The sequence below is a fragment of the Calothrix sp. NIES-2100 genome, from assembly GCF_963875285.1.
Lineage (GTDB): Bacteria > Cyanobacteriota > Cyanobacteriia > Cyanobacteriales > Nostocaceae > Aulosira.
This window is the reverse complement of the sequence record NZ_CAWNLA010000001.1, coordinates 119,212-141,100: the sequence shown is the minus strand read 5'-3', so window position 1 is coordinate 141,100 and position 21,889 is coordinate 119,212. Positions and strand designations below refer to the sequence as shown.

The 21,889-nt window shown below is 41.9% G+C and carries 17 protein-coding genes and 1 pseudogene; 11 read left to right on the top strand and 7 right to left on the bottom strand.

All coding sequences use genetic code 11. The annotated features are described in order from the left end of the window. Positions 1-6: 6 nt before the first annotated feature. A pseudogene (locus tag AACU32_RS00610) lies at positions 7-999 on the bottom strand (ADP-ribosylglycohydrolase family protein). Between the two features lie 494 nt (positions 1,000-1,493). On the opposite strand from AACU32_RS00610, the gene dnaK reads away from it, so the two are divergent. The 3 genes from dnaK to AACU32_RS00595 all read left to right on the top strand — a co-directional run bounded on the left by dnaK (position 1,494) and on the right by AACU32_RS00595 (position 6,102). Continuing rightward, positions 1,494-3,401: a molecular chaperone DnaK gene (gene dnaK, locus AACU32_RS00605; RefSeq protein ID WP_096596881.1), complete on the top strand. Its 1,908-nt coding sequence runs from the start codon at positions 1,494-1,496 to the stop codon at positions 3,399-3,401. 273 nt (positions 3,402-3,674) lie between these two features. Further along, complete coding sequence (locus tag AACU32_RS00600) at positions 3,675-4,328, top strand: acetoacetate decarboxylase family protein (RefSeq protein ID WP_096596879.1); 654 nt, start codon at positions 3,675-3,677, stop codon at positions 4,326-4,328. A 223-nt stretch (positions 4,329-4,551) separates the two neighbouring features. Beyond that, positions 4,552-6,102: an AAA family ATPase gene (locus AACU32_RS00595; protein ID WP_096596877.1), complete on the top strand. Its 1,551-nt coding sequence runs from the start codon at positions 4,552-4,554 to the stop codon at positions 6,100-6,102. A gap of 5 nt (positions 6,103-6,107) precedes the next feature. On the opposite strand, the gene AACU32_RS00590 is transcribed toward AACU32_RS00595, so the two are convergent. The 5 genes from AACU32_RS00590 to AACU32_RS00570 all read right to left on the bottom strand — a co-directional run bounded on the left by AACU32_RS00590 (position 6,108) and on the right by AACU32_RS00570 (position 12,890). Beyond that, complete coding sequence (locus tag AACU32_RS00590) at positions 6,108-6,287, bottom strand: hypothetical protein (RefSeq protein WP_096596875.1); 180 nt, start codon at positions 6,285-6,287, stop codon at positions 6,108-6,110. A gap of 541 nt (positions 6,288-6,828) precedes the next feature. Next, positions 6,829-8,385, bottom strand: a complete 1,557-nt coding sequence (locus tag AACU32_RS00585) for a glycosyltransferase family 39 protein (protein ID WP_096596873.1) — start codon at positions 8,383-8,385, stop codon at positions 6,829-6,831. A 124-nt stretch (positions 8,386-8,509) separates the two neighbouring features. Further along, the gene (locus AACU32_RS00580; RefSeq protein WP_096596871.1) at positions 8,510-9,508 is read right to left on the bottom strand and encodes a glycosyltransferase family 2 protein; all 999 of its coding nucleotides are present in this window, start codon (positions 9,506-9,508) and stop codon (positions 8,510-8,512) included. A gap of 73 nt (positions 9,509-9,581) precedes the next feature. Beyond that, positions 9,582-10,289 carry a TVP38/TMEM64 family protein gene (locus tag AACU32_RS00575; RefSeq protein WP_096596869.1) on the bottom strand — a complete coding sequence of 236 codons (708 nt, stop codon included), beginning with the start codon at positions 10,287-10,289 and terminating at the stop codon, positions 9,582-9,584. Positions 10,290-11,297: 1,008 nt separating this feature from the next. Further along, positions 11,298-12,890, bottom strand: a complete 1,593-nt coding sequence (locus AACU32_RS00570; RefSeq protein ID WP_096596867.1) for a helix-turn-helix domain-containing protein — start codon at positions 12,888-12,890, stop codon at positions 11,298-11,300. Between the two features lie 1,021 nt (positions 12,891-13,911). Here AACU32_RS00570 and fdxB point away from each other — a divergent pair. The 8 genes from fdxB to AACU32_RS00530 all read left to right on the top strand — a co-directional run bounded on the left by fdxB (position 13,912) and on the right by AACU32_RS00530 (position 21,109). Further along, the gene (fdxB, locus tag AACU32_RS00565) at positions 13,912-14,205 is read left to right on the top strand and encodes a ferredoxin III, nif-specific (protein WP_096596865.1); all 294 of its coding nucleotides are present in this window, start codon (positions 13,912-13,914) and stop codon (positions 14,203-14,205) included. Positions 14,206-14,874: 669 nt separating this feature from the next. After that, positions 14,875-15,852 (top strand): cytochrome c oxidase subunit II, encoded by a 978-nt coding sequence (locus tag AACU32_RS00560; protein WP_096596861.1) that lies wholly within the window; start codon positions 14,875-14,877, stop codon positions 15,850-15,852. 169 nt (positions 15,853-16,021) lie between these two features. After that, positions 16,022-17,713, top strand: coding sequence for a cytochrome c oxidase subunit I (gene ctaD, locus AACU32_RS00555; RefSeq protein ID WP_096596859.1), 1,692 nt, complete (start codon positions 16,022-16,024; stop codon positions 17,711-17,713). A 476-nt stretch (positions 17,714-18,189) separates the two neighbouring features. Further along, on the top strand, positions 18,190-18,780 hold the full coding sequence (locus tag AACU32_RS00550; RefSeq protein ID WP_096596857.1) for a cytochrome c oxidase subunit 3: 591 nt from the start codon (positions 18,190-18,192) through the stop codon (positions 18,778-18,780). 278 nt (positions 18,781-19,058) lie between these two features. Then, entirely contained in the window at positions 19,059-19,544 is a 486-nt protein-coding gene (locus AACU32_RS00545) for a hypothetical protein (RefSeq protein WP_096596855.1), read from the top strand. A 27-nt stretch (positions 19,545-19,571) separates the two neighbouring features. After that, positions 19,572-19,733 (top strand): hypothetical protein, encoded by a 162-nt coding sequence (locus AACU32_RS00540; protein ID WP_339377370.1) that lies wholly within the window; start codon positions 19,572-19,574, stop codon positions 19,731-19,733. 5 nt (positions 19,734-19,738) lie between these two features. Then, entirely contained in the window at positions 19,739-20,350 is a 612-nt protein-coding gene (locus tag AACU32_RS00535) for a cysteine dioxygenase family protein (RefSeq protein ID WP_096596853.1), read from the top strand. A gap of 249 nt (positions 20,351-20,599) precedes the next feature. Then, on the top strand, positions 20,600-21,109 hold the full coding sequence (locus AACU32_RS00530) for an ArsC/Spx/MgsR family protein (RefSeq protein ID WP_096596851.1): 510 nt from the start codon (positions 20,600-20,602) through the stop codon (positions 21,107-21,109). A 211-nt stretch (positions 21,110-21,320) separates the two neighbouring features. Here AACU32_RS00530 and AACU32_RS00525 read toward each other — a convergent pair whose 3' ends face one another. Next, complete coding sequence (locus AACU32_RS00525; protein WP_096596849.1) at positions 21,321-21,755, bottom strand: Pepco domain-containing protein; 435 nt, start codon at positions 21,753-21,755, stop codon at positions 21,321-21,323. Positions 21,756-21,889 lie beyond the last annotated feature (134 nt).

Genomic DNA, 21,889 nt, shown 5'->3' with positions numbered 1-21,889 from the left:
CGCATTTTAATCCCAAAGTTTGCCTAATTCTGCCAGTTGATCGCGGTATTCAATGCGAATTACCCAATCTTCCGGCCAAGCCGCCATTCCTAAATAAGCGCCTGCAAATGCACCAGTCAAACAAGCAATTGAGTCAGAATCACCAGATGTGAGTGCAGCCCGACGCAGCGCTGCTAATGGTTCTTCGGGAAACAGCAAAAAGCACAATAGACCTGTGGCGAATGCTTCTTCTGCAACCCAACCATCGCCCGTTGCTAAACAAGGGTCAACTTCGCGGTTGGGGTTGGCTAATGCGGTGTTGAGACGGTCAAGCACAGCTAAACATTCATCCCACCCACAACTAATAAATTCTTCTGGTGTATTGATGTAGGGGCGTTGCCAAAGGGAACCTAGCCAATCGCTATGGTAAATTGAGCGCTGGCTTTGGGCATAGTTGTAAAGACGGGAAGGTAATTCTTGTAAATCGCCTCCTTGAGCAAGATCAGCGATCGCAGCTGCGGTTAAATCAGAAGCAGCTAATGCTGTAGGATGACCGTGTGTTAGGGCTGCTTGAAACTGAGCAATAGCAGCACGAGTTTTTGCGTCTAATGGCAACAAACCCACAGGCGCAACACGCATATTTGCACCACAACCTTTGGAGTTTGCCCTAGTTGCTTGCTGCCAAGGTATCCCAGTTTCTAAAGCTTTACAAGCCCCTAAGCAAGTCATACCAGGGGCACGATTATTATCTGGACTGTTCAGCCACTCAATAAAAGCACGTCTTAACGCTATTTCTAAACTAGCTAAATTGCAATTTGCTGATGAAGCCTCAATTAATGCCTGTGCCACAGATAAAGTCATTTGCGTATCGTCAGTCACGAGTGCTGGATGACCTACGGGTTATTGCGGCCCATTGGGTGGAAAACGACAACCAATTTCCGCAACCGTTAAAAATTCTGTCTCAGCACCCAAAGCATCACCAAGGGCAAGTCCAAATAAACATCCAGAAGCACGACACATAAAAATTTTTCCCTGCAAAGTAGAAGTAATTAAGTTGTGAGTATTTAGTTATGACTGGAAAGGGGGATGAGGGAAGGAAGACAAGGGAGACAAGGAGGACAAATGCCTAATGCCCAATAACTAATGACAAATGACAAATGACCAACGACAAATATTATAAAGACGGCAAACCCCACATTGATGTTACGGTTCACCCCAATTCCTGAAAGTATTAATTCTCATACATTAGTACAGTGTGCAATCGAATTAATCCATGAGCCGACTCAATACATCTTCAAGTTTAACCGTCCCTGATCAGGTTCGGGAAACCCCCTTTAACGAACTGACTACATAAGCTCAGTATATATATCAGCATAGTCTGGGATCTCATATCCCAAAAAACCCGACCAAAGGTATTCATGCTGAACTGGCTGCTTTAACTAACACAGTTGGTTCAAAAATTTAGTCCTTAATAAATCTCATTCATTTGTAGTTATACGGAGCCAGCACTTAAAATGGCAAAGGTAGTTGGAATAGACTTAGGTACAACAAACTCTTGCGTAGCAGTCATGGAAGGTGGTAAACCCACGGTTATTGCTAATGCTGAGGGTTTTCGGACAACACCATCGGTTGTAGCATTTGCGAAAAATGGCGATACTTTGGTAGGGCAAATCGCTAAGCGTCAAGCGGTGATGAACCCAGAAAACACTTTCTACTCTGTTAAGCGCTTTATCGGTCGTCGCTACGACGAAGTAACAAACGAAGCTACAGAAGTTTCCTATAAAGTGTTGAGCAGCAGCGGTAACGTTAAGGTAGACTCTCCTGGGGCTGGGAAACAATTTGCTCCCGAAGAAATTTCTGCTAAGGTTCTCCGCAAACTAGTAGAAGATGCTAGTAAATATCTGGGTGAAACTGTTACCCAAGCTGTAATTACTGTTCCAGCTTACTTTAACGACTCCCAGCGCCAAGCTACAAAAGACGCTGGTAAAATTGCTGGTATTGAAGTCCTGCGGATTATCAACGAACCTACCGCCGCTTCTCTAGCATACGGATTTGATAAGAAGAGTAACGAAACTATCCTGGTATTTGACCTTGGTGGTGGTACTTTCGACGTATCTGTATTAGAAGTTGGTGATGGCGTATTTGAAGTACTCGCCACATCTGGTGATACTCACCTTGGTGGTGACGACTTTGATAAGAAAATTGTTGATTACTTAGCTGAACAGTTCCGCAAAGCCGAAGGTATTGATTTACGCAAAGATAGGCAAGCCTTACAGCGTTTAACTGAAGCTGCTGAAAAAGCCAAGATTGAGCTTTCTAGCGTTACCCAAGCGGAAATTAACCTGCCATTTATCACCGCTACCCAGGATGGGCCTAAACACCTGGATACAACTTTAACCCGCGCTCAGTTTGAAGAACTCTGTTCTGACTTAATCGACCGTTCCCGCATCCCTGTAGAAAACGCTCTCAGAGATGCCAAGCTAACCAAAGACAATATTGATGAAGTGGTACTCGTGGGCGGTTCTACCCGGATTCCTGCAGTGCAACAGTTGGTTAAGAGATTGTTAGGTAAAGATCCTAACCAAACTGTTAACCCTGATGAAGTGGTAGCTGTTGGTGCAGCTATTCAAGCTGGGGTATTAGCTGGTGATGTTACTGGCATCTTGTTGTTAGATGTAACACCATTGTCTCTGGGTGTAGAAACCTTGGGTGGTGTGATGACCAAGATTATTCCTCGTAACACCACAATTCCTACCAAGAAATCCGAAGTCTTCTCCACAGCAGTAGACGGTCAAAGTAATGTGGAAATTCACGTTCTCCAAGGTGAGAGGGAATTTGCTAACGATAACAAGAGTTTGGGAACCTTCCGCCTAGATGGTATTCCTTCTGCACCACGCGGCGTCCCCCAAATCGAAGTTATCTTTGACATCGACGCTAACGGTATCCTCAACGTTACGGCGAAGGACAAAGGTACTGGTAAGGAACAATCCATCAGCATTACTGGTGCTTCCACTTTGGATAAAACAGATGTTGACCGGATGGTGAGAGAAGCTGAACAAAACGCTTCTTCTGACAAAGAACGTCGTGAGAAAATTGAACGCAAAAACCAAGCTGATTCCTTGGCTTACCAAGCAGAGAAGCAGTTGCAAGAATTAGGTGATAAAGTTCCGGCGGCTGACAAAACCAAAGTTGAAGGTTTGGTGAAAGACCTCCGCGAAGCTGTAGCCAAAGAAGACGATGAGCAAATTCAGAAGCTGACACCAGAATTGCAACAAGCACTATTCGCAGTTGGTAGCAACATCTATCAACAAGCTGGCGGTGCTGCGCCTGGTGGCCCTGGACCTGGTGATGGTGGCCCCACTCCTCCTCCTTCTGGCGGCGGTGATGATGTAATTGATGCTGACTTTACTGAAAGCAAGTAATTTTGATAGTGGTTGGGGATGCATCAGCATCCTTACCCTCCTTTTACCCATCCAAGCATTAGCCTGGGTGGGGATTTTTTTTGTTTGATGAATTGCTAACAAGTAATAATACCAATTTGAAAAAAGAATGCGACAAATGGTAGGGGCACGGCACTGCCGTGCCCTCTAGAATATATTGATGTGTCGCAAACATTATTTGAATTGGTATAAGCGGAGAATTTAAATCAAAAATTCCCAATCCAAAATCTAAAATCCAAAATCCAAAATTGATATATGTCTTATCCACAAGCACCTTGGAAACTGCAAGGCTACGCTATGCAAACGCTGCATTTGGTGAATATTAACCGAGTGCGTTCGTTAGTTCCTTTAGAGTTAGATATTATCTCTGTCTGGCCTGGTAAAACTGTGGCGAGTGTTTATTTATCTTATTATGGGTCAGGTTCCGAACTGGAGTACAGCGAATTAATTGTTGTTCCTGCTATTGTAGGTTATCAAGGAAAATTTGGTGCTTGGGTTTCTCACATTTATGTAGACCATGTGGATTCGATGGCTGGTGGTCGAGATATTTGGGGATTACCAAAGGAATTAGCTAATTTTGATTGGGAACAAGGACAGCGAATTACTGTTCGTCAGGGAAATCGCAAGCTGTGTACTCTCAATTATGGACAACAAGGTATGGCGTGGCGACAAAAGTTAGGCGCATCTAGTTTTAGTGCAATCGGTGCAAATTTAGTGATATTTCCGGCAGAGTTTGAATCACGCTTGGGTTTAATTAGTTCGCAGTTAGAAGTTCCTGCGGAAAGTCCCTTTTATGAGATAGGTTGCGGTCAGCCGTTTTTAACTACGCGTTATGAGGATTTGAATTTACAAATTGGTGCGCCGGAAGTGGTGGGACAGAGGAAGGTTGAAGTTGGTAGTTATCGGTAGGATTTAAAAATTATTTTCAGATAGTCGATTTGTTGCAGGGATAATTTTTTCTCACGCAGAGGAGGACACTTCCGTGGGCAGGTTTCCCGACTTGAGGAAAGTGTCCGTCACGCACAGACGCACAGAGGAATGCAGGAGTTTAGGTTAGTAGCGATCGCACTTTCTCCCATTCCCATCCCCAAAATCGTCTAAACTCAAAATGTCCGCTATCAGCCAACATCCCATGTCTCGCTGGTTTAACACCGCTGGTCCGTGCCAAGAAGATATCCACTATATGCTATCTCCAACAACACGATTGCCAGATTTGGAGGAGCTAATCCAACAACGTAGTTATTTTGTCGTTCACGCACCGCGACAAACAGGTAAAACAACCGCAATGCTAGCACTAGGGCAACAACTTACCGCAAGTGGACGTTATACCGCAGTTATGGTATCGGCAGAAGTGGGAAGCGCATTTAATCATGACCCCAGTGCCGCAGAATTAGCGATTTTGGGAAGTTGGCGTGATACAACTTCGATCCGCTTACCGCAGGATTTACAACCTCCAACATGGGTTTATGAGGAACCGGGACAGAGAATTAAAGCTAGTTTACAAGCTTGGGCACAGGTTTCCCCTAGACCTTTGGTAATATTGATCGATGAAATTGATTCTCTAGAAGACCAAACCCTAATTTCGGTGTTGCGACAGTTAAGGGATGGTTATCCCAATCGTCCAGAAAATTTTCCCTCGTCTGTTGGTTTGATTGGCTTGCGCGATGTCCGGGATTACAAGGTTGCATCCGGTGGTAGTGACAGATTAAATACAGCTAGCCCTTTTAATATTAAAGTCAGTTCCATCACCCTGAGAAATTTTTACGCCGCAGAGGTAGAAGAACTATACCAGCAACATACCCAAGAAACTGGACAAATTTTCACCCCCCAAGCAACAGCAACAGCCTTTGATTTGACTCAGGGACAACCTTGGTTAGTTAATGCTCTGGCTAAGGAAGTTGTGGAAAAACTGGTTAAGGATAGAAGTATTACTATTACCAAAGAGCATATTTTACAAGCCAAAGAAATATTAATTGCCCGTCAAGATACTCATCTCGATTCTCTAGCAGAAAAACTCAGAGAAAAACGAGTCAAAAACATCATTGAACCAATGTTAGCTGGACTTGCATTAGGGGATACTCCAGCCGATGACCGCCAATATTTAATCGATTTAGGATTATTGCGACGCGACCCTGCGGGGGGACTGGTTATTTCTAACCCGATTTACCGCGAAGTCATTCCCCGCGTCTTAGTGCAAGGAACTCAGGATAGTTTACCTCACATTAGCCCCAGTTGGTTAGCCCAGTCAGGAGAATTAAATACAGATGCGTTGTTAGAAGCGTTTCTTAAATTTTGGCGACAACATGGAGAACCATTACTTGGTAGTGCTGTTTACCATGAAATCGCACCTCATTTAGTATTAATGGCTTTCTTACATCGTGTTGTTAATGGTGGTGGAACTCTGGAGCGGGAATATGCGATTGGTAGTGACAGAATGGATTTATGTTTGCAATATAGAAGCGTTACTCTAGGTATAGAGTTAAAAGTATGGCGCGAGAAAAAGCGTGATCCTCAAACTGAGGGGATAGAGCAATTAGAATCTTATTTAGCACGTTTGGGATTGAATGAAGGTTGGTTATTGATATTTGATAGACGGAAAAATGCATTACCAATTGAAGAGCGGTTGTCAACGCAGGTTGTTGTGACGGAAAATCAGCGTTCTATTACTGTGATTCGTGCGTGACTATTTTACTCAATATCACACAAAGCGCGAGCGATCGCTTCTTCTGTTGTTATTGCTTCGACTCTAAAGTTGGGAAACTTAAAGATAGATGCAGCAAACTGACCATTTTTGAGGGTTGCTACTAGGAGTGTCACCTTCAGGTTTATGGCTGACTGGGATTGCGTTACATTCACATTTATAACCATATTTAAAACACTTTGAGTGTTTTTCTGATTCTACCGTACTCAATAGCTAATCAAGGCGATCGCTATTTTTTGTTGGGAGCGATCGCTGTTTTTGATATATGGATTTTTTTAAACAAATTATGAGTGCGATCGCCACAGCAAACCAGCCTATCCAGCGGGTATATTAGCGTAATACCAATTTGAAAAAAGAATGCGACAGATGGTAGGGGCACGGCAGTGCCCATTGGTGTCAACTTAAGCTAAAAGCTATATAGGGCAGGCGTTGTGCAAAACCCTCTCGCCCTCATCCCCTAACCCCTTCTCCCCAGGGAGAAGGGGAATTGGATCTCTAGCTCCCCTCTCCCCTGGGGAGAGGGGCTGGGGGTGAGGGCGAAACCTTGTCACCAAGCGGGTTTCACGTTAAGTTGACACGTATGGGCAGTGCCGTGCCCTCTAGAATATATTGATGTGTCGCAAACATTATTTGAATTGGTATAAGATTGTGGGGATTGGCTTTCTCGAAAAAGCGATCGCGCTACCCAAAATAAAATAAGCTCTTTTTTTAAAGTCTTTTCTGGAAGTGAACAGCTAAATCTTGATGGGGCTTACTTGTATACTGTTGCGATGTTTGAATAAGATTCAGTAGTTTTTTCTCGATACTGGCGGTTGGACGTTCTGAAGAAGGTACAATCCAGACATCTTGATAATTTTGAATATTACGCTGTAGCTTTTCGAGATTACTGTTTTTACTTAAAACAACAATCATTGTTTCCGGTGCTAGTTCGTAAATTACTGCACCTGGATGGCCACGACCAAAACCATTCCCAACTACTACTACATGAGACGATGAAGAAGCTTTTATGGTTCTAGCTAGGCTGCGGAAATTGCTTCCTGTCTGACTAGGAATTGTTTCTAAACCCCAATTAACACCAGTTAACTGGATACATAAAAGAATTGGTAATAGATAGCGTATCCACACTTTCTGGGAGAAAATAGGTTTGGTGATTCCATATGTGATTAGTACAGATAAAGCAGGTACAGCAAAGAAGAAATATCGATAACCATGAAGGTTTTTCTTCGATATAAAATCTAATAAAAAGATTCCTATTGATGGTGCAACAGCTAGACCTATAAAAAGCAACAATAGTTTTCGATTCGTTTGTGAATAATAACGTTGGATAGCAGCTATACTCAGCCCTATGAGGATAAGTACTACCACTATAAATAGTAGCATAAGCACTAACTTTAGTTCTTTATTTGTAAATGCTGGTGTCCATATAATAAACAAGTTCCTACTAATAATTTTGGCTATTTCTCGAAAAAAACCGAGAAAGCCTGTACTTTGATCGGGTCTTGCATTTAGTTGTGTTAGCCAAGTTTGAAGTCCAGTCAGGCAGATTGATATAGCCATTAAAGGAGATAAAATTGCCAGTAGCCTTGCGCCAAACCAAAGATTTATCGTAAACCATAAAAGTATGATGCCGATCGGAAAAAGACTTAGGTAGTTTGTTAAGAAGGCTAATCCACAGCATAGTGCCATAGCTGTGGAGTAAACTACGAGGCGGGTTTTATTTCGGTTTTTTGCTTCAGTAGCAAGATATGCAAAAAGAGTACCCATCCCTATTAACAGGGAAGCTAATGCATAGGGACGTGTGTCGTGTCCAGCAAAGATGGCAGATGAAGAGATTGCAAATACAAGACAAGGAATCAGGGGACGCTCAATTTGTCCAGCCTGTAATACCAGATAAAGTACTAATACATTTCCCAAAGAACAGACTACTGAAAAGATTCGAGAGGTTTCAATAGAAAAGCCTAGCCAGCGTCTCCACAGGCTTAGGAGCCAAAAGTAAAATGGTGGATGTACATCTGTCTGGCGTAGATATTCAGCAATTTTGCTGAGAGTTGGAGTACCTTTAAATTGTTTTTGAACCTCGCTAGCAGGTACAGGCTGGTATGGCCAGGAGGGTGGCACGTTACCTGCTGTTTCAAGTAGTGTAATTGCTTCATCGTAACTGATGGCACGGCTATACAGACCAGGTAGCCTGACTCCTAATGCAATAATCAATAGAATCACCAAAAGCCAAGTTTTCTGATGTTTCACACGCGAAATAATATTCATACTCTCAGATTGACTGCTTTCAAAAGTTGCGACCTAAACACAAAACTATTAATTAGATGACGAGAATAGTTTTGCGGCAAATTTTATGAGATTAGCAAGGATAAACAAAGATAACTTTGTCCTGTTAGTTTTTTTGTACCTGAATGATATTTTGGGCTGGTTGATTAAAAGATTCAGAACTGAAGCCATAGCATTCTCGTACTAAATAAAGTGGGCGTCCCTTTACCTGCTCATAGACACGACCAAGATATTCACCAATAATGCCAAGACTAAGTAGTTGCACTCCTCCTAAAAAGAGTACAGTCACCATTAAAGAAGCATAACCAGGAATATCAATTCCTAAAATTAAAGTTCTAATTATGAGAAAACTAGCGTATAAAAATGAAAGCAAAGATAAAGTCAGTCCAAAGTAGCTCCAGACTTTCAAGGGTACAAAACTAAATGAAGTAATACCGTCAAGAGCAAAATTCCAAAGTCGCCAATAATTCCATTTAGTCACCCCCCTGTAACGTTGAGGGCGATCATACAAAATCGAAGTTTGATTAAATCCCACCCAAGCAAACAAACCTTTCATAAAACGATTATGTTCTGGCAATTGCTTGAGAGTATCAACAACACGTCGGTCAAGCAAACGGAAATCCCCCGTATTGCGAGGAATTGGCACAGGACTCATACGCTCTATAGTTTGGTAGAACATTTTAGCTGTCAGGCGTTTGAGCCAACTTTCTCCTTGACGTGAACGACGAGTTGCATAGACTACATCATAACCTTCACGCCATTTAGCAATTAGTTCCGCAATTAATTCCGGTGGATCTTGCAGATCAGCATCTATTGGTATCACTGCTGCGCCTATTGCGTAATCAATACCAGCTGTGAGAGCTATTTCCTTACCAAAGTTACGAGATAAGTTAACTACTTTAATTGCAGGGTTACGGCGATGATGCTCAATCAAACACTTCAGAGTATTATCTTTACTACCATCATTCACACAAACAATTTCGTATTTTATTTTTAAAGGATTTAGTGCGGCGATTAATCGCTCAAACAAGTAATCTATATTTTGTTCCTCATTGTACATGGGAACGATCACAGAAAGCTCTACATCATCTTGGTCTACGAGCATATATCAGACCTCATAGTTCACTAAATATTCAAACGGATATTTACAATTTCGGTGCTTATGCTTGAGAAAAGAATTATTTTTCTTGATTTTCCGAGTCTGTTTTATCTAATGTTTTTGATGACTTATAAACTTCAACGCTTTTTTGGGGAAAGGAGCGACGATGGCGATACCAGGTAGCGGCTGCTAATAGTATTCCTGTTAGCGATAAAGCTCCTATTAATGGTAAGAAATCTCCTGTTTTCAGCGCCTTTAAACCGTAACTGCCTAGCAAGACAAAGGGTAAGACACCAGGAACAGTTCCTAAGGTTGTACCGAGAACATAATCTTTTGAGCTAACCGACGTTAGCCCGGCGACGAAATTCACCAAACCATAGGGCATGATTGCTATCAAGCGAATAGCAAACATGTAGAAAAGTCCCCCTCGTCGCACCTCAGCATCCATAGCTTGCCATTGTCCAGCTAGTCTTTTGGCGACTGCGACACGTCCAACTGTGCGAGTAAACGCAAATGTGACAATGGCTGCAATAATTGCCCCCAGGCTAGCCCAGACAGTACCAAGCACTGGCCCAAATATTGCACCGCCAGTTAAGTTAAGTGCCGTTGAAGGCAAAATCAGAACTGTTGCGACAATATACAAAGCAATATATATAACTGGTGCCCAGATACCAGCCGACTTGAGCCAAGCTTGAATTATGTCTGAATTCACACCTCCAAGCAGATATACTGCTAGACCAGTTGCCAGAATGCAGATAACTGTAAGGATGAAAATACCTGTCTTCATTTTAAAAAAGAATTAATCGCCATCATTTTTTAGTACTTCGTGGCAATTCGCAGTTACTATAGCGGTTCCCACTCGGTTGCACTACAGAAATTTGCTCCGAGGAAAATATTTATCTCTGACTTTTTTCCGGAAAAATCCATGAATCTATCATCGGATTAAGAAAGTTAAATTTCTTCCTATGCCGATGTGGTAGATATACTTTGACTTATATATCTATCTTTGCAAGTTTAAAGATGCACTGAATTTTGATTGAAAACCGCGAAAATTTTATTTTGTTTTGAATCTGCCTATCAATATGGCAGATGAGAGACTTCTGGTAGTAAACACCACAAATTATCCTAATTAAATAGGATCAGCCCAATATGGAAAGTCTTAAATATTGCGTCAGTATTTTAAAATACTACGATAAAGCTTTGCCTCTATTAATAATTACTACAGGATTATTGTTCAAGTCAATCTATCTGAGGATATAAATTATGTAATTTTATAGAGTAAATTCATTGTATAGAACTTACGCACTTATGACGAAAAAGTAAGCTTTTGCAATTACTACGCTGTGCTGGTAATGACGTAAAATCGTAGTCCGGGCGTAAGTCCTGTTGTCTTGAGGAAATGTCAAGTAATTTAAAAATTTAACTTTAATAAAGTAGCGATAGTAGCGATCGCCCGCCTCAATAGTTTACCAAGAATTTTCTTTAAGAAAAGATAATACTCCACATTTTTGAGTGACTAAATTGCGATCGCCAAACCAATATAGCCTGAAAATGCTAGCCTTATCAAGGGTACGTTTAATTTGTGCAGCTCGATGCAATTTAATTGCAGGTCGATGCATTAATATAACAAGGCGATGTTATGGCATAACATGGCGACGTATTGATATAACAGACCGATGTTATGGCATAACGTGGCGACGTATTAACATAACAGGGCGATGTTATGGCATAACATGGCGACGTATTAATATAACAAGGCGATGTTTTGGCATCACAGCAGGATTGCACTAATCTATTAAGCCATGTTCAGTACTTTCCGTAATAGTACTTGGTCTTCTAACTTGGCTTTTAAGCGCCCGTTTTCGATGTCGCGAATCCAGCTTTGGCTTTTACCTGTCAACTTTGCTAATTCTCTCTGAGAGAGATTGAGATTTTTTCGCGCTGCTAAAATCTGTTCGCCTAGTAAATCGCCTGTGGTTTTGGGCTTCCTTCTCGTTTTATTCACAGTGCGCCGCTGTTTTTTGTCTGAGTCTGCGGTTTGTGGCTCCCATTCTGTTGGTAAGTTAAAGGATAAAATCCGCGCATTCATCAGCAAATTCCACTTACCACGGGGGCCTGTATCTGTTAATCTGGTATCGCCACCACCGTCATTTGTCCAAAATTCTAAGGCGGCTTCTGGATCTTCGGGGATATCAGCTAGTTTTGCCCATAAAGGTTGAATGGCTATAGGATAAGTAACTGGATCAAATATAGGTTTAATTCCATAATGATTGAGCATTTCTAAATCGCTTTCAAATGTCCGTAGCAGACGTTTGCGTTCTTCTCTTTGTCTAGCGGCGATGGTGACTTTTTCTTCACCGTAAGCAACACGTAATAAGGTAGGAACTGTAATGCGTTGTTCTCTGCCCATTTTGGTTTTAAACAGCAACCACAGCATGAGTCTGGCTGCGCCTTCATGTTGCTGCCAAATACTCATAATAGTAGTTAATAGTGTTCTCGGTAAAATACCATATTGATAAAATGCTGTGCGTTCTTTACATGCTTGTTTATTTAAGAAATGCTGCGCCCAAAGTCCGGCTTTGACTTTAAAAGTTAATCCTATTAAGTATTTGCATCCTTGATCGTCTTCTTGAAAGTGGTGTTCGATGTTTACTAAATGCCACAAGCGAGTTCCAGCAATTGAAAATCCGTTGACTCTTCCTTGTGGGGGCCAGTCAATGGAAATTATTAATGAACAAGCTTGTTGGACAATATTTTTCATTAAAGCTAGTTTGGCATTTTTGCTTAGGTCTTTGCGTTTTTCTAAGCCTAAATATTTCTCTAGCTGACGTTCATCAATGGCAAATTCTTGCTCCCAAGGTTGTTCTAAAGCAGTTGCATGAGCTGCAAAAATTAAATGGATGCAAGCAGCTCTAATATCTAGGGCTTCAATTGCGGCTATTTCTGTTGTCCGAGTGCTAATCTTGCATGGATCTTGGATATGAAATGCGATCGCACCTTTTCCCTGATTAACTTGTCGGCTATAGGATAAATACCCAGCTTCATCGATTTCCCAATGTAAAGAAGTGCGCTGTGCTAGTACGTTACAAGCTTCCCAAATCACAATCGCTGAAGCAAAGGGGTTGTTCTTCCCATTAGAAAATAAATCTGGGCTGGTAGCATCTCTCGGTTCTACTTTACATCTTCCTTTTTTCGCTTGCCACGGAATTGGTGATTTTGTCGGACAGGCGACTACACATTGCGGTTCGGAATAATAACCTTCGCAATTGTTACAAAGACAAGGATCGATCCAATATTCATTGTTTTCGATTTTAATTGCACCCGTCGGACATTGGGGACGACAATTGTCACATCCAACGCAACTGTTGTTAGGAATTGTATACGGCATAATGCACTTCTAACTATACTCGTTGAGATGTTTGGCTCAAATCTCCCCTGGATGTGTCCTCTGTATTCATAACATCCACGACTCACTACCACTTGATTTTGCTAACAAGAAAGATTTTTCTTGTTTGAGAATCTGCTCATATTCAGAAGGAGGACATTGCATCCACTTGGAAGCTACTTAAGGCTTATCGCTTGAGCCTCATATTACTTCTTTATTAACTATACATTTCATAATCATTGTGATCAGTTTGTTCACAATGAGCCTGGGGAGCTTTCTTAAGGATTTTATTTCCAGAGATTCAAAGAATATTTTTTTTAGACCTTAAAACCTTAACCAAAGTGTTTTTGGCGAACACCAAAGCCTATCATTAATAGTATTCAACTTGTTTATTAATACTTTTAATATTTTACATTAGTTTATATTCTGCCATAAGTATTACAGTTTTTCAATTAGCCAAGTTATGATTTATTATTTGCTGTAATGTGCAAAAATAACATTTGCTTTTTATGGGTTTGTATCAAGAATTAACTTAAAATTAGTGAGGCAATAATTTGCATACTAATTATTTGCTTGCTAAAGGCGATCGCGCTGAATTTAAAAATCATCTGTATATCTAAATACTGTTCCATAAGCCTGGATTCAACAAGCAAAAAAATATTTATTTGACAAGAGCATCAATTGTATAAAAATAGATTTTTTTACTCATGCCCTCTTCATGTAATTGATTTTTACTGCTAGCAGTTGCAGTTGTTAATCCTAAAATAAAGAATGTCTGATTATCGCAGATAAAGCGGCAATATATGTTAAGTAGGCATGACTTAAACAATATTTGAACATAATTATTGCCAAAAGCTTTCAATTAACAGTGTCAATAAATAAATAAGTGGTACATGCTAAAAAGTCAGAAAATTTTGATGATAGACAAATAATGCTTTAATAGCACAAATAAACTATTAAGATTAGGTTAGGATGATGATTAAAGCACCAACATATTTTTAGGCATAATTGCCGAGGATTTATCATGGCACAACTAACAGGATTAACCTTTGGAGGTAAAACTTGGACACCAAAATTTGCCCAAGCAATTGATAAAGATAAATGTATCGGCTGTGGCAGATGCATGAAAGTATGCGGGTATAATGTGCTAGATCTCAAAGCTCTCAACGAAGAAGGCGAATTTGTTGAGGATGAAGATGATGAAGAAATCGAACGCAAAGTAATGGTGGTTGCTACCCCAGATAATTGTATTGGTTGTGAAGCTTGCTCACGGATTTGTCCTAAGAATTGCTACACCCATGCTGAATTAAACAACTAAGATTGTTTGGCATTAGTCAATTTTTTTACCTGTTCCAGGAGAGGCTAAAAAGCAAGGTAATTTGAGGGGAAGTTTAAAAGGCAGATGGCAGCACTTCGACTGCGCTCAGTGACCTGGCAGATGGCAGAAGGTAAGCTTTATCACCTTTTTTATCTGTGTAGTTATTTTTGCTGTATTGTACTAAATGTTTACTCGAAACTGGCAAAAAGTTCGTGGTAAACAAATGCGTAAATCTTAAAGTGTTATCTATTAACAAATCCATACTTGCGGCTCATCTAGCTAAATTAATATTAAAGCTAAAAGTCCTCTCCTGAACTAGGTCTTCGTCAAAAGACGAGATATTTTGTCATCAGAAGTAAGATATAAATCAAAATATTTTTGGGGGAAAGATGTGAAAAGATCTGGAAAATTCCCCCATTTTTTATAGGGGTAAGTTAGAAAAAGAGAAAGAAAACAAAAACGCTGCCCTGTAGATGAAGGGAAGAGGGGCAGGGGGGCAGGGGGGACAAGGGAGATGAGGAGGATGAGGGAGACATAGAGACGCGGGGACGCGGGGAAATGCCCGATGCCCAATGCCCAATGCCCAATGCCCAATACCCAATACCCCTTGGGCTGAGCGAAGCCGAAGCCAATTCCTTTTGACGGCGTTTTACAGAGCAGGTGGTATGTATGGAACAAATTCCCGTTTCACTATGGACTTTGGTTGCTGGGATATTAATTTCCGCAATCAGTATTTGGATTGGTCAACATCACAATCTACTGCCAGAGCAGGCGTCATTACAAGCGCCGATGGTAGATGGATTTTTTAATGTCATGTTTACCATTGCGATCGCTCTTTTCTTGGTAGTGGAAGGAACGATTGTCATCTTCTTGTTTAAGTACCGTCGCCGTCGGGGAGATAATACCGATGGTGTGCGGGTTGAAGGTAACGTTCCCCTAGAAATTTTCTGGACAGCAATCCCCACATTGATTGTCTTCTGTTTAGGCATCTACAGCGTAGATGTTTTTAACCGTATGGGCGGTTTAGATCCAGCCGGTCATCCTCATGGTGGGGCGCATGTGGCGCACATGAAGGGTAGTGCAATTGCTGCAACTTTGGATCATCCTTCAGAATCTCAAGCTGCACCTAACATTGGGATTGGTGCAACATCCACAACCCAAGACAAAGCAGCCGATTTGGTTGTTGATGTACAAGGGATGCAGTACGCTTGGATATTTAATTATCCCGAAAGTGGCATTACTACTGGGGAATTGCATGTTCCCGTTGGTGCTGATGTTCAGCTTAATCTTTCAGCCCAAGATGTAATTCACTCATTCTGGGTTCCGAACTTTCGCCTCAAGCAAGATGCAATTCCTGGTATTGCTACCCAATTGCGATTTGTCGCCACCAAACCTGGTACATATCCTGTAGTTTGCGCTGAACTGTGTGGTGGTTATCACGGTTCCATGCGATCGCAGGTAATTGTCCACACACCAGAAGAGTATGAAACCTGGCTGACAGAAAACCAAATTGCCCAAAAGCAAGATTTGCATCAAGCGATCGCCCTTAACCCAGCTGATTTATCAACATCAGAGTTTCTTGCACCTCATGTTCACGATATGGGAGTGAGTGCAGCAACTCTAGAGTCAATGGTCAAGAGTCATTAGTCAATGGTCATTGGTCATTGGTCATTGGTCATTAGTCATTGGTCATTAGTCATTGGTTATCGGATCAAGGACAAAGGACAAAGCACGAATGACAAACCACAAATGACAAAGGACAAACCACAAATGACAAACCACAAATGACAAATGACAAAGGACAAAGGACAAAAAGATGACAAAAGTAGAATTTCCTCGGAATACTCCACCAGATAAGGATAAAGGCAAAAATCTGGTGGTTGCTCACACTGCGCACCCCACGGCGTGGAAATGGCAGGATTACTTCACATTTAATGTTGATCACAAGGTAATTGGGATTCAATACCTAGTGACAGCATTTGTTTTCTATATCATTGGTGGCTTGATGGCGATGGCGATCCGGGTTGAATTATCAACACCGGCAGCAGATTTCCTCGACCCCAATCTTTACAATGCTTTCATGACTAACCACGGGACGATCATGATCTTCCTGTGGATTGTCCCCAGTGCGATCGGGGGATTTGGTAACTTCCTAGTACCGCTGATGGTTGGTGCTAGGGATATGGCTTTCCCCAAATTGAATGCAGTCGCTTTTTGGTTAAACCCACCCGCAGGTTTACTGCTGCTTGGTAGTTTTATCTTTGGCGGTTCTCAATCTGGTTGGACAGCTTACCCACCTTTAAGTTTAGTCACAGCACCCATCGCTCAAACCATGTGGATTTTGGCGATTGTGTTGGTGGGTACTTCCTCAATTTTGGGTTCGCTGAACTTTGTCATCACCATTTTGATGATGAAGGTTCCGAGCATGAAATGGGATCAATTACCTTTGTTTTGTTGGGCAATTTTAGCAACTTCCGTGCTAGCACTATTATCTACACCTGTGTTAGCAGCTGGTTTGGTGCTGTTATTGTTTGACCTCAACTTTGGTACTTCCTTCTTTAAACCAGATGCAGGCGGTAACGTTGTACTTTATCAACACTTGTTCTGGTTCTATTCTCACCCGGCAGTATATTTAATGATTCTGCCTATCTTCGGCATTATGTCCGAAGTTATTCCCGTTCACGCTCGTAAGCCAATTTTCGGATATAAAGCGATCGCTTATTCCAGTTTGGCTATTTGCGTTGTCGGGTTGTTCGTTTGGGTTCACCACATGTTTACCAGTGGTACACCCGGTTGGATGCGGATGTTCTTCACCATCTCCACCTTACTGGTTGCAGTTCCCACCGGCGTGAAGATTTTCGGTTGGGTTGCCACATTATGGGGTGGTAAGATTCGCTTTACCAGCGCCATGTTGTTTGCGATCGGTTTGTTGTCCATGTTTGTCATGGGTGGTTTAAGCGGCGTGACAATGGGTACAGCTCCCTTTGATGTTCACGTTCACGACACATATTATGTAGTGGGACATTTCCACTACGTTCTGTTTGGCGGTTCAGTATTTGGGATTTACGCAGGTATTTATCACTGGTTCCCCAAAATGACTGGACGCATGTTGAATGAAACTTGGGGACGGATTCACTTTGCTCTTACTTTCGTCGGTACAAACCTCACCTTCTTACCTATGCACGAATTAGGTTTGCAAGGAATGCCCCGTCGAGTAGCAATGTACGATCCTCAGTTTATTAATCTTAATCAGGTTTGTACCTTTGGTTCAATCATTTTGGGAATTTCCGTGATTCCCTTTGCCATCAACATCATTCAAAGCTGGATGAAAGGGTCTTTGGCAGGTGATAATCCTTGGGAAGCTTTGACCTTAGAATGGACAACCAGCTCACCCCCAGCAATTGAAAACTGGGAAGTATTACCCGTTGTCACCCACGGCCCTTACGACTATGGTCACGATCACAGTAAGGACGTTCAGCTATCTGCAACACCGGAAGTCGGCACTTAATTAGTCAAGTGGAAGCTTCTATTCCTGTCAAGGTAAATGCAAATGCTGTTGATTTGAGTTTGGAACTCGGAACTTCAAGCTAAGAACTCGGAACTTCGAGATGAGAACTCGAAACTTCAAGCTTGGAACTCGGAACTTCAAGTTCATAACACGAAACTTCAAGCTTGGAATTCGGAACTTTAAGTTCAGAACACGAAACTTCGAGTTCAGAACACGGAACTTCAAGTTCAGAACACGAAACTTCAAGTTCAGAACACGGAACTTCGAGTTTGGAACACGAAACTTCGAGTTTGGTAATGGTACAGCTACATTTTTCTCACCAGCTTCCAGCTTCACCTAGACAAGACTAGCAGCACGCACATCACAGATGCAGGATTTTGGATGAGGAATAGAAATTTTACCGCTTCAAACCTCATCCTTGATTCCTTTATTCAAACTTCCAGCACCAACGTAGCAGAGATATTGCCCATAAATTTATGACCATAGCGACAACAACAAGCGAACAGCACCAAGAACATCATCCAGATTTACGAGTCTGGGGATTGTTAACCTTCCTGATTTCTGAATCCCTGATGTTTGGGGGATTTTTTGCCACTTACTTGTATTTGAGAGGTGGTACAGAAGTTTGGCCTCCCGAAGGAACTGAGGTAGAGTTATTTTTGCCGACGATTAACACCATTATTCTGGTGTCCAGCAGTTTCGTCATTCACTTTGGTGATAAGGCGATTAAAAAGAATAACGTCAAGGGTATGCGGTTTTGGTACATCCTCACCGCAATCATGGGCGCAATCTTCTTAGGTGGTCAAGTTTATGAGTACGCCACATTAGGATATGGCTTGACTACCAACGTCTTCGCCAACTGCTTTTACCTAATGACAGGGTTCCACGGTTTACACGTTTTTGTGGGACTGTTATTAATCTTAGGTGTGTTGTGGCGATCGCGCCACGAAGGCCATTATTCTGCTACCAAACACACTGGTATTGAAATGGCAGAAATTTACTGGCACTTTGTAGACATCATCTGGATTATTCTCTTCACTCTAGTGTACATTCTCACCTTGTTTTAAATGAGGGGGTAGAGGCTAGGGGCTAAGGGCTAGGGGCTAGGGGCTAGGGACTAGAGACAAGGGACAAGGGACTAGGGAAGGGGAAAATAGCAATATAGCGTTTGCTAATCAAATGAGGTATATCATAGCCCCCTCCTTGCTTGCGGGGAGGGGGTTGGGGGTGGGGTTCTTGTACCTCACTCAATTGAGAAACGCTATAGCAATCTCTAATCTAATCCCCCATCCCAGTACCCAATCCCCTAGCCTCTAGCCTCTAGCCCCTACAAAAGGAGATTATTATGCAAGTAGATGCGAATAAATTTTCATGGTTCCAAGTTCCTGAGGACATCAAAAAGCTATTAATTTTAGCTACACAGACTTGGGAAAACACTGCCGAATCTGAGAAATATATGCAACAGGCTATTGCTAAAACAGGCGATTATACAGATGTTTTAGTAGCAGCATATAGGTACTTTTATTACAAAAATAATTATTCATTAGCGCTGCAAACAACAAGGCAATTATTAGATAAAATTAAATCAGCAGAAAAATTTCCTGATGAGTGGGAACAACTCCAACCGATTTTAGTTAGTCGGAAAGAAGACCCACAAATTAGGCTATATTTGAATGCTTATGCTGCTTCGGGATTAGTATTAGCCAAGCTTGGAGATATCGAGCAAGCTAAAATAATCAGTAGTAGAGTCAAAGAGATAGACCAAAATAACGATTTTGGCGCAGGAATTCTGCTGGATATCCTTACCCGTCCGCCGGAAGAAGAGGATTGACAATTGCTAATTATTGTGTCAAAAACTATGAGCCATTTTTTATCCCATAACTTTCTTAGCTTATCTGCCATAAATCCGCCGACATTGATTCCTGCTCCTATCGTGATCATTCAGCCTCTACCGATTATTAGTCCGATTAATCCTCCCGCACCTGTTATCCCGCAAAATTATTTTCGATTCATGGTTTAAAATTTATGCAAGGTAGGGATTTTCTGGTAACTGGCGATGGCAAGTTACAACTGTGTAAATCTGCGAGAGCATGGGATTTACTGCGAGAGAATTATCGTCTTTATCGGTTTTTGACTGAAGTGGAAGATGTTCTTAATGATGTTGATGATGAATCCAGTCGTTTACCAGAATTGAGAATGCTGGTGAGGCGTTTAATTGTCAATTCCTACTGGGTAAATAGTCAATATTTAGAACCTGATGCAAAAACTGGAACCTCAGTTTTACTCATGTATGATGAATTAGGTTTTCCCTTAACCGTGCAAACAGTCACATTTGCACCAGGGACAGCATCGACAATTCATAATCATGGAACCTGGGGAATTGTTGCTGTGTTAAAAGGTGAAGAAAAGAACACATTTTGGCGGCGAAATCCTAGCCCAGATGCAGAAAATAAAATTGCAGCAACGGGAGAAGTTCACCTCTTACCAGGAGATATTATTAGTTTTACTCCCGATGCAATTCATTGTGTGCAAGCAGTAGGTGATGAACCAACTGTGACTTTTAACGTCTATGGCGAAACCGATCCCAAAGAAAGATTTGAGTTTAATCCGGTGACTCATATCGCGAAAAAGTTTTAGGTTGATACCAAGATAAATGAACCGCCCTTCGGGTGACGCTCCTTCGTCGCTAACGCTGCGCTAACAGCAGTTCCTCATGGGGGAAACCCCCAAGACCGGACTGCTTCACCAAGTGCGCCAAGTACGCCAAGGAACAGAGAGTTGATATTAGTACAGGAATTTCAAGTTCTTGATGAAGAGAATCAAAAACTCTGCATACCTCTGCGTTTAAAATTACCAACCTTATAGATATAACTAGGAGATGACCCAATGGCTAGAGTAATTTTTTATGAAAAACCAGGCTGTAAAGGTGGTACTCGGCAGAAAGTGTTATTAACAGCCGCAGGACATGAAGTCGTAGCCCAAAGCTTACTAGCAGAACCTTGGACAGCGGAAAGATTGCGCTCATTTTTTGGCGATCGCCCCGTTGCCGAATGGTTTAATCCGAGTGCGCCCAGGGTAAAATCTGGTGAGGTGGTTCCTGAAAAACTGGATGCAAACACCGCCTTATCGTTAATGCTGCAAGATCCGCTATTAATTCGCCGTCCCTTAATTCAAGTAGGCGATCGCCGTGAGGTAGGATTTGAGGTAGATAAAATTGACGCTTGGATTGGTTTACAGCCTGTGGATGAGTCCTTCCGGGAAATGGCTGAAAACCTCATGAGCAAAGATTTACAAGGCTGCGCCCACGGTGGAAATCATGAACACCACCATCACGAAGGCGGTTGTAAAGGTCATGGTCATGAACAGCACCATCAGCAAGGTAGCTGTAAACATTAGAAATCGCGGCTATACAAAAATAATGTAGGGGCACGGCACCAGTAAAATTATTGCACACACCGCAAGATTCTGGATGCCGTGCCCTTTGTTCATCTTTTAACAAGTTGGCATCACAGGAGCATCTCGCTTGGGAAAGTTTAGAAAGCGCAAATTTTCATAGTGATTAATCCCCACCACAATCGCCCAATTCCTACCCATCTTCAACTACCAATCATTTCCGCTTAAATTTAAAAGTCATCGCTCCTTTTCCTCCGGCTTTACCACCACCAAGCCCAAATAAGCTGACTTGTCCTTCGCCATTGATTTCTACTGAAAGTTCAACTTCATCTAACTGCATTTTGGAATTGGGTTCTTCTGCTTCATCAAGCATTTCCCGCATTGCTTGCAGAAATCCTTTCATTTCTTGCTTGAGTTTAGTTACCTCTACTTTGCGTCTAGTAATTACTAGTTCGCCTTTTTGTTGGCTGATAACTATTTCTTCCTTGGTTTGAACACCGCCGATTAGTGGGCCTATATCGTTAGTACCGCTTCTGTCTCCACCTCTGGTGATGGTATCCGTGTAGGTTTCAGTGGTGGTATTTGAAGTTTCCGCTACTTCTTCCGTAATAATCCAGATAGCTTTTGGAGTAGGATTTTCTGCTGACATAATTTTAATTAATTATTGAAATTATTTGTGATTTAACTAGCTGTTGGCTGAGCGTGTTGGCTTCGACTTCGCTCAGCCAACACTGTGCCCTGAGCGAAGTCGTTCGCGTTAGCGTCTCCGAAGGAGAAGGGCAC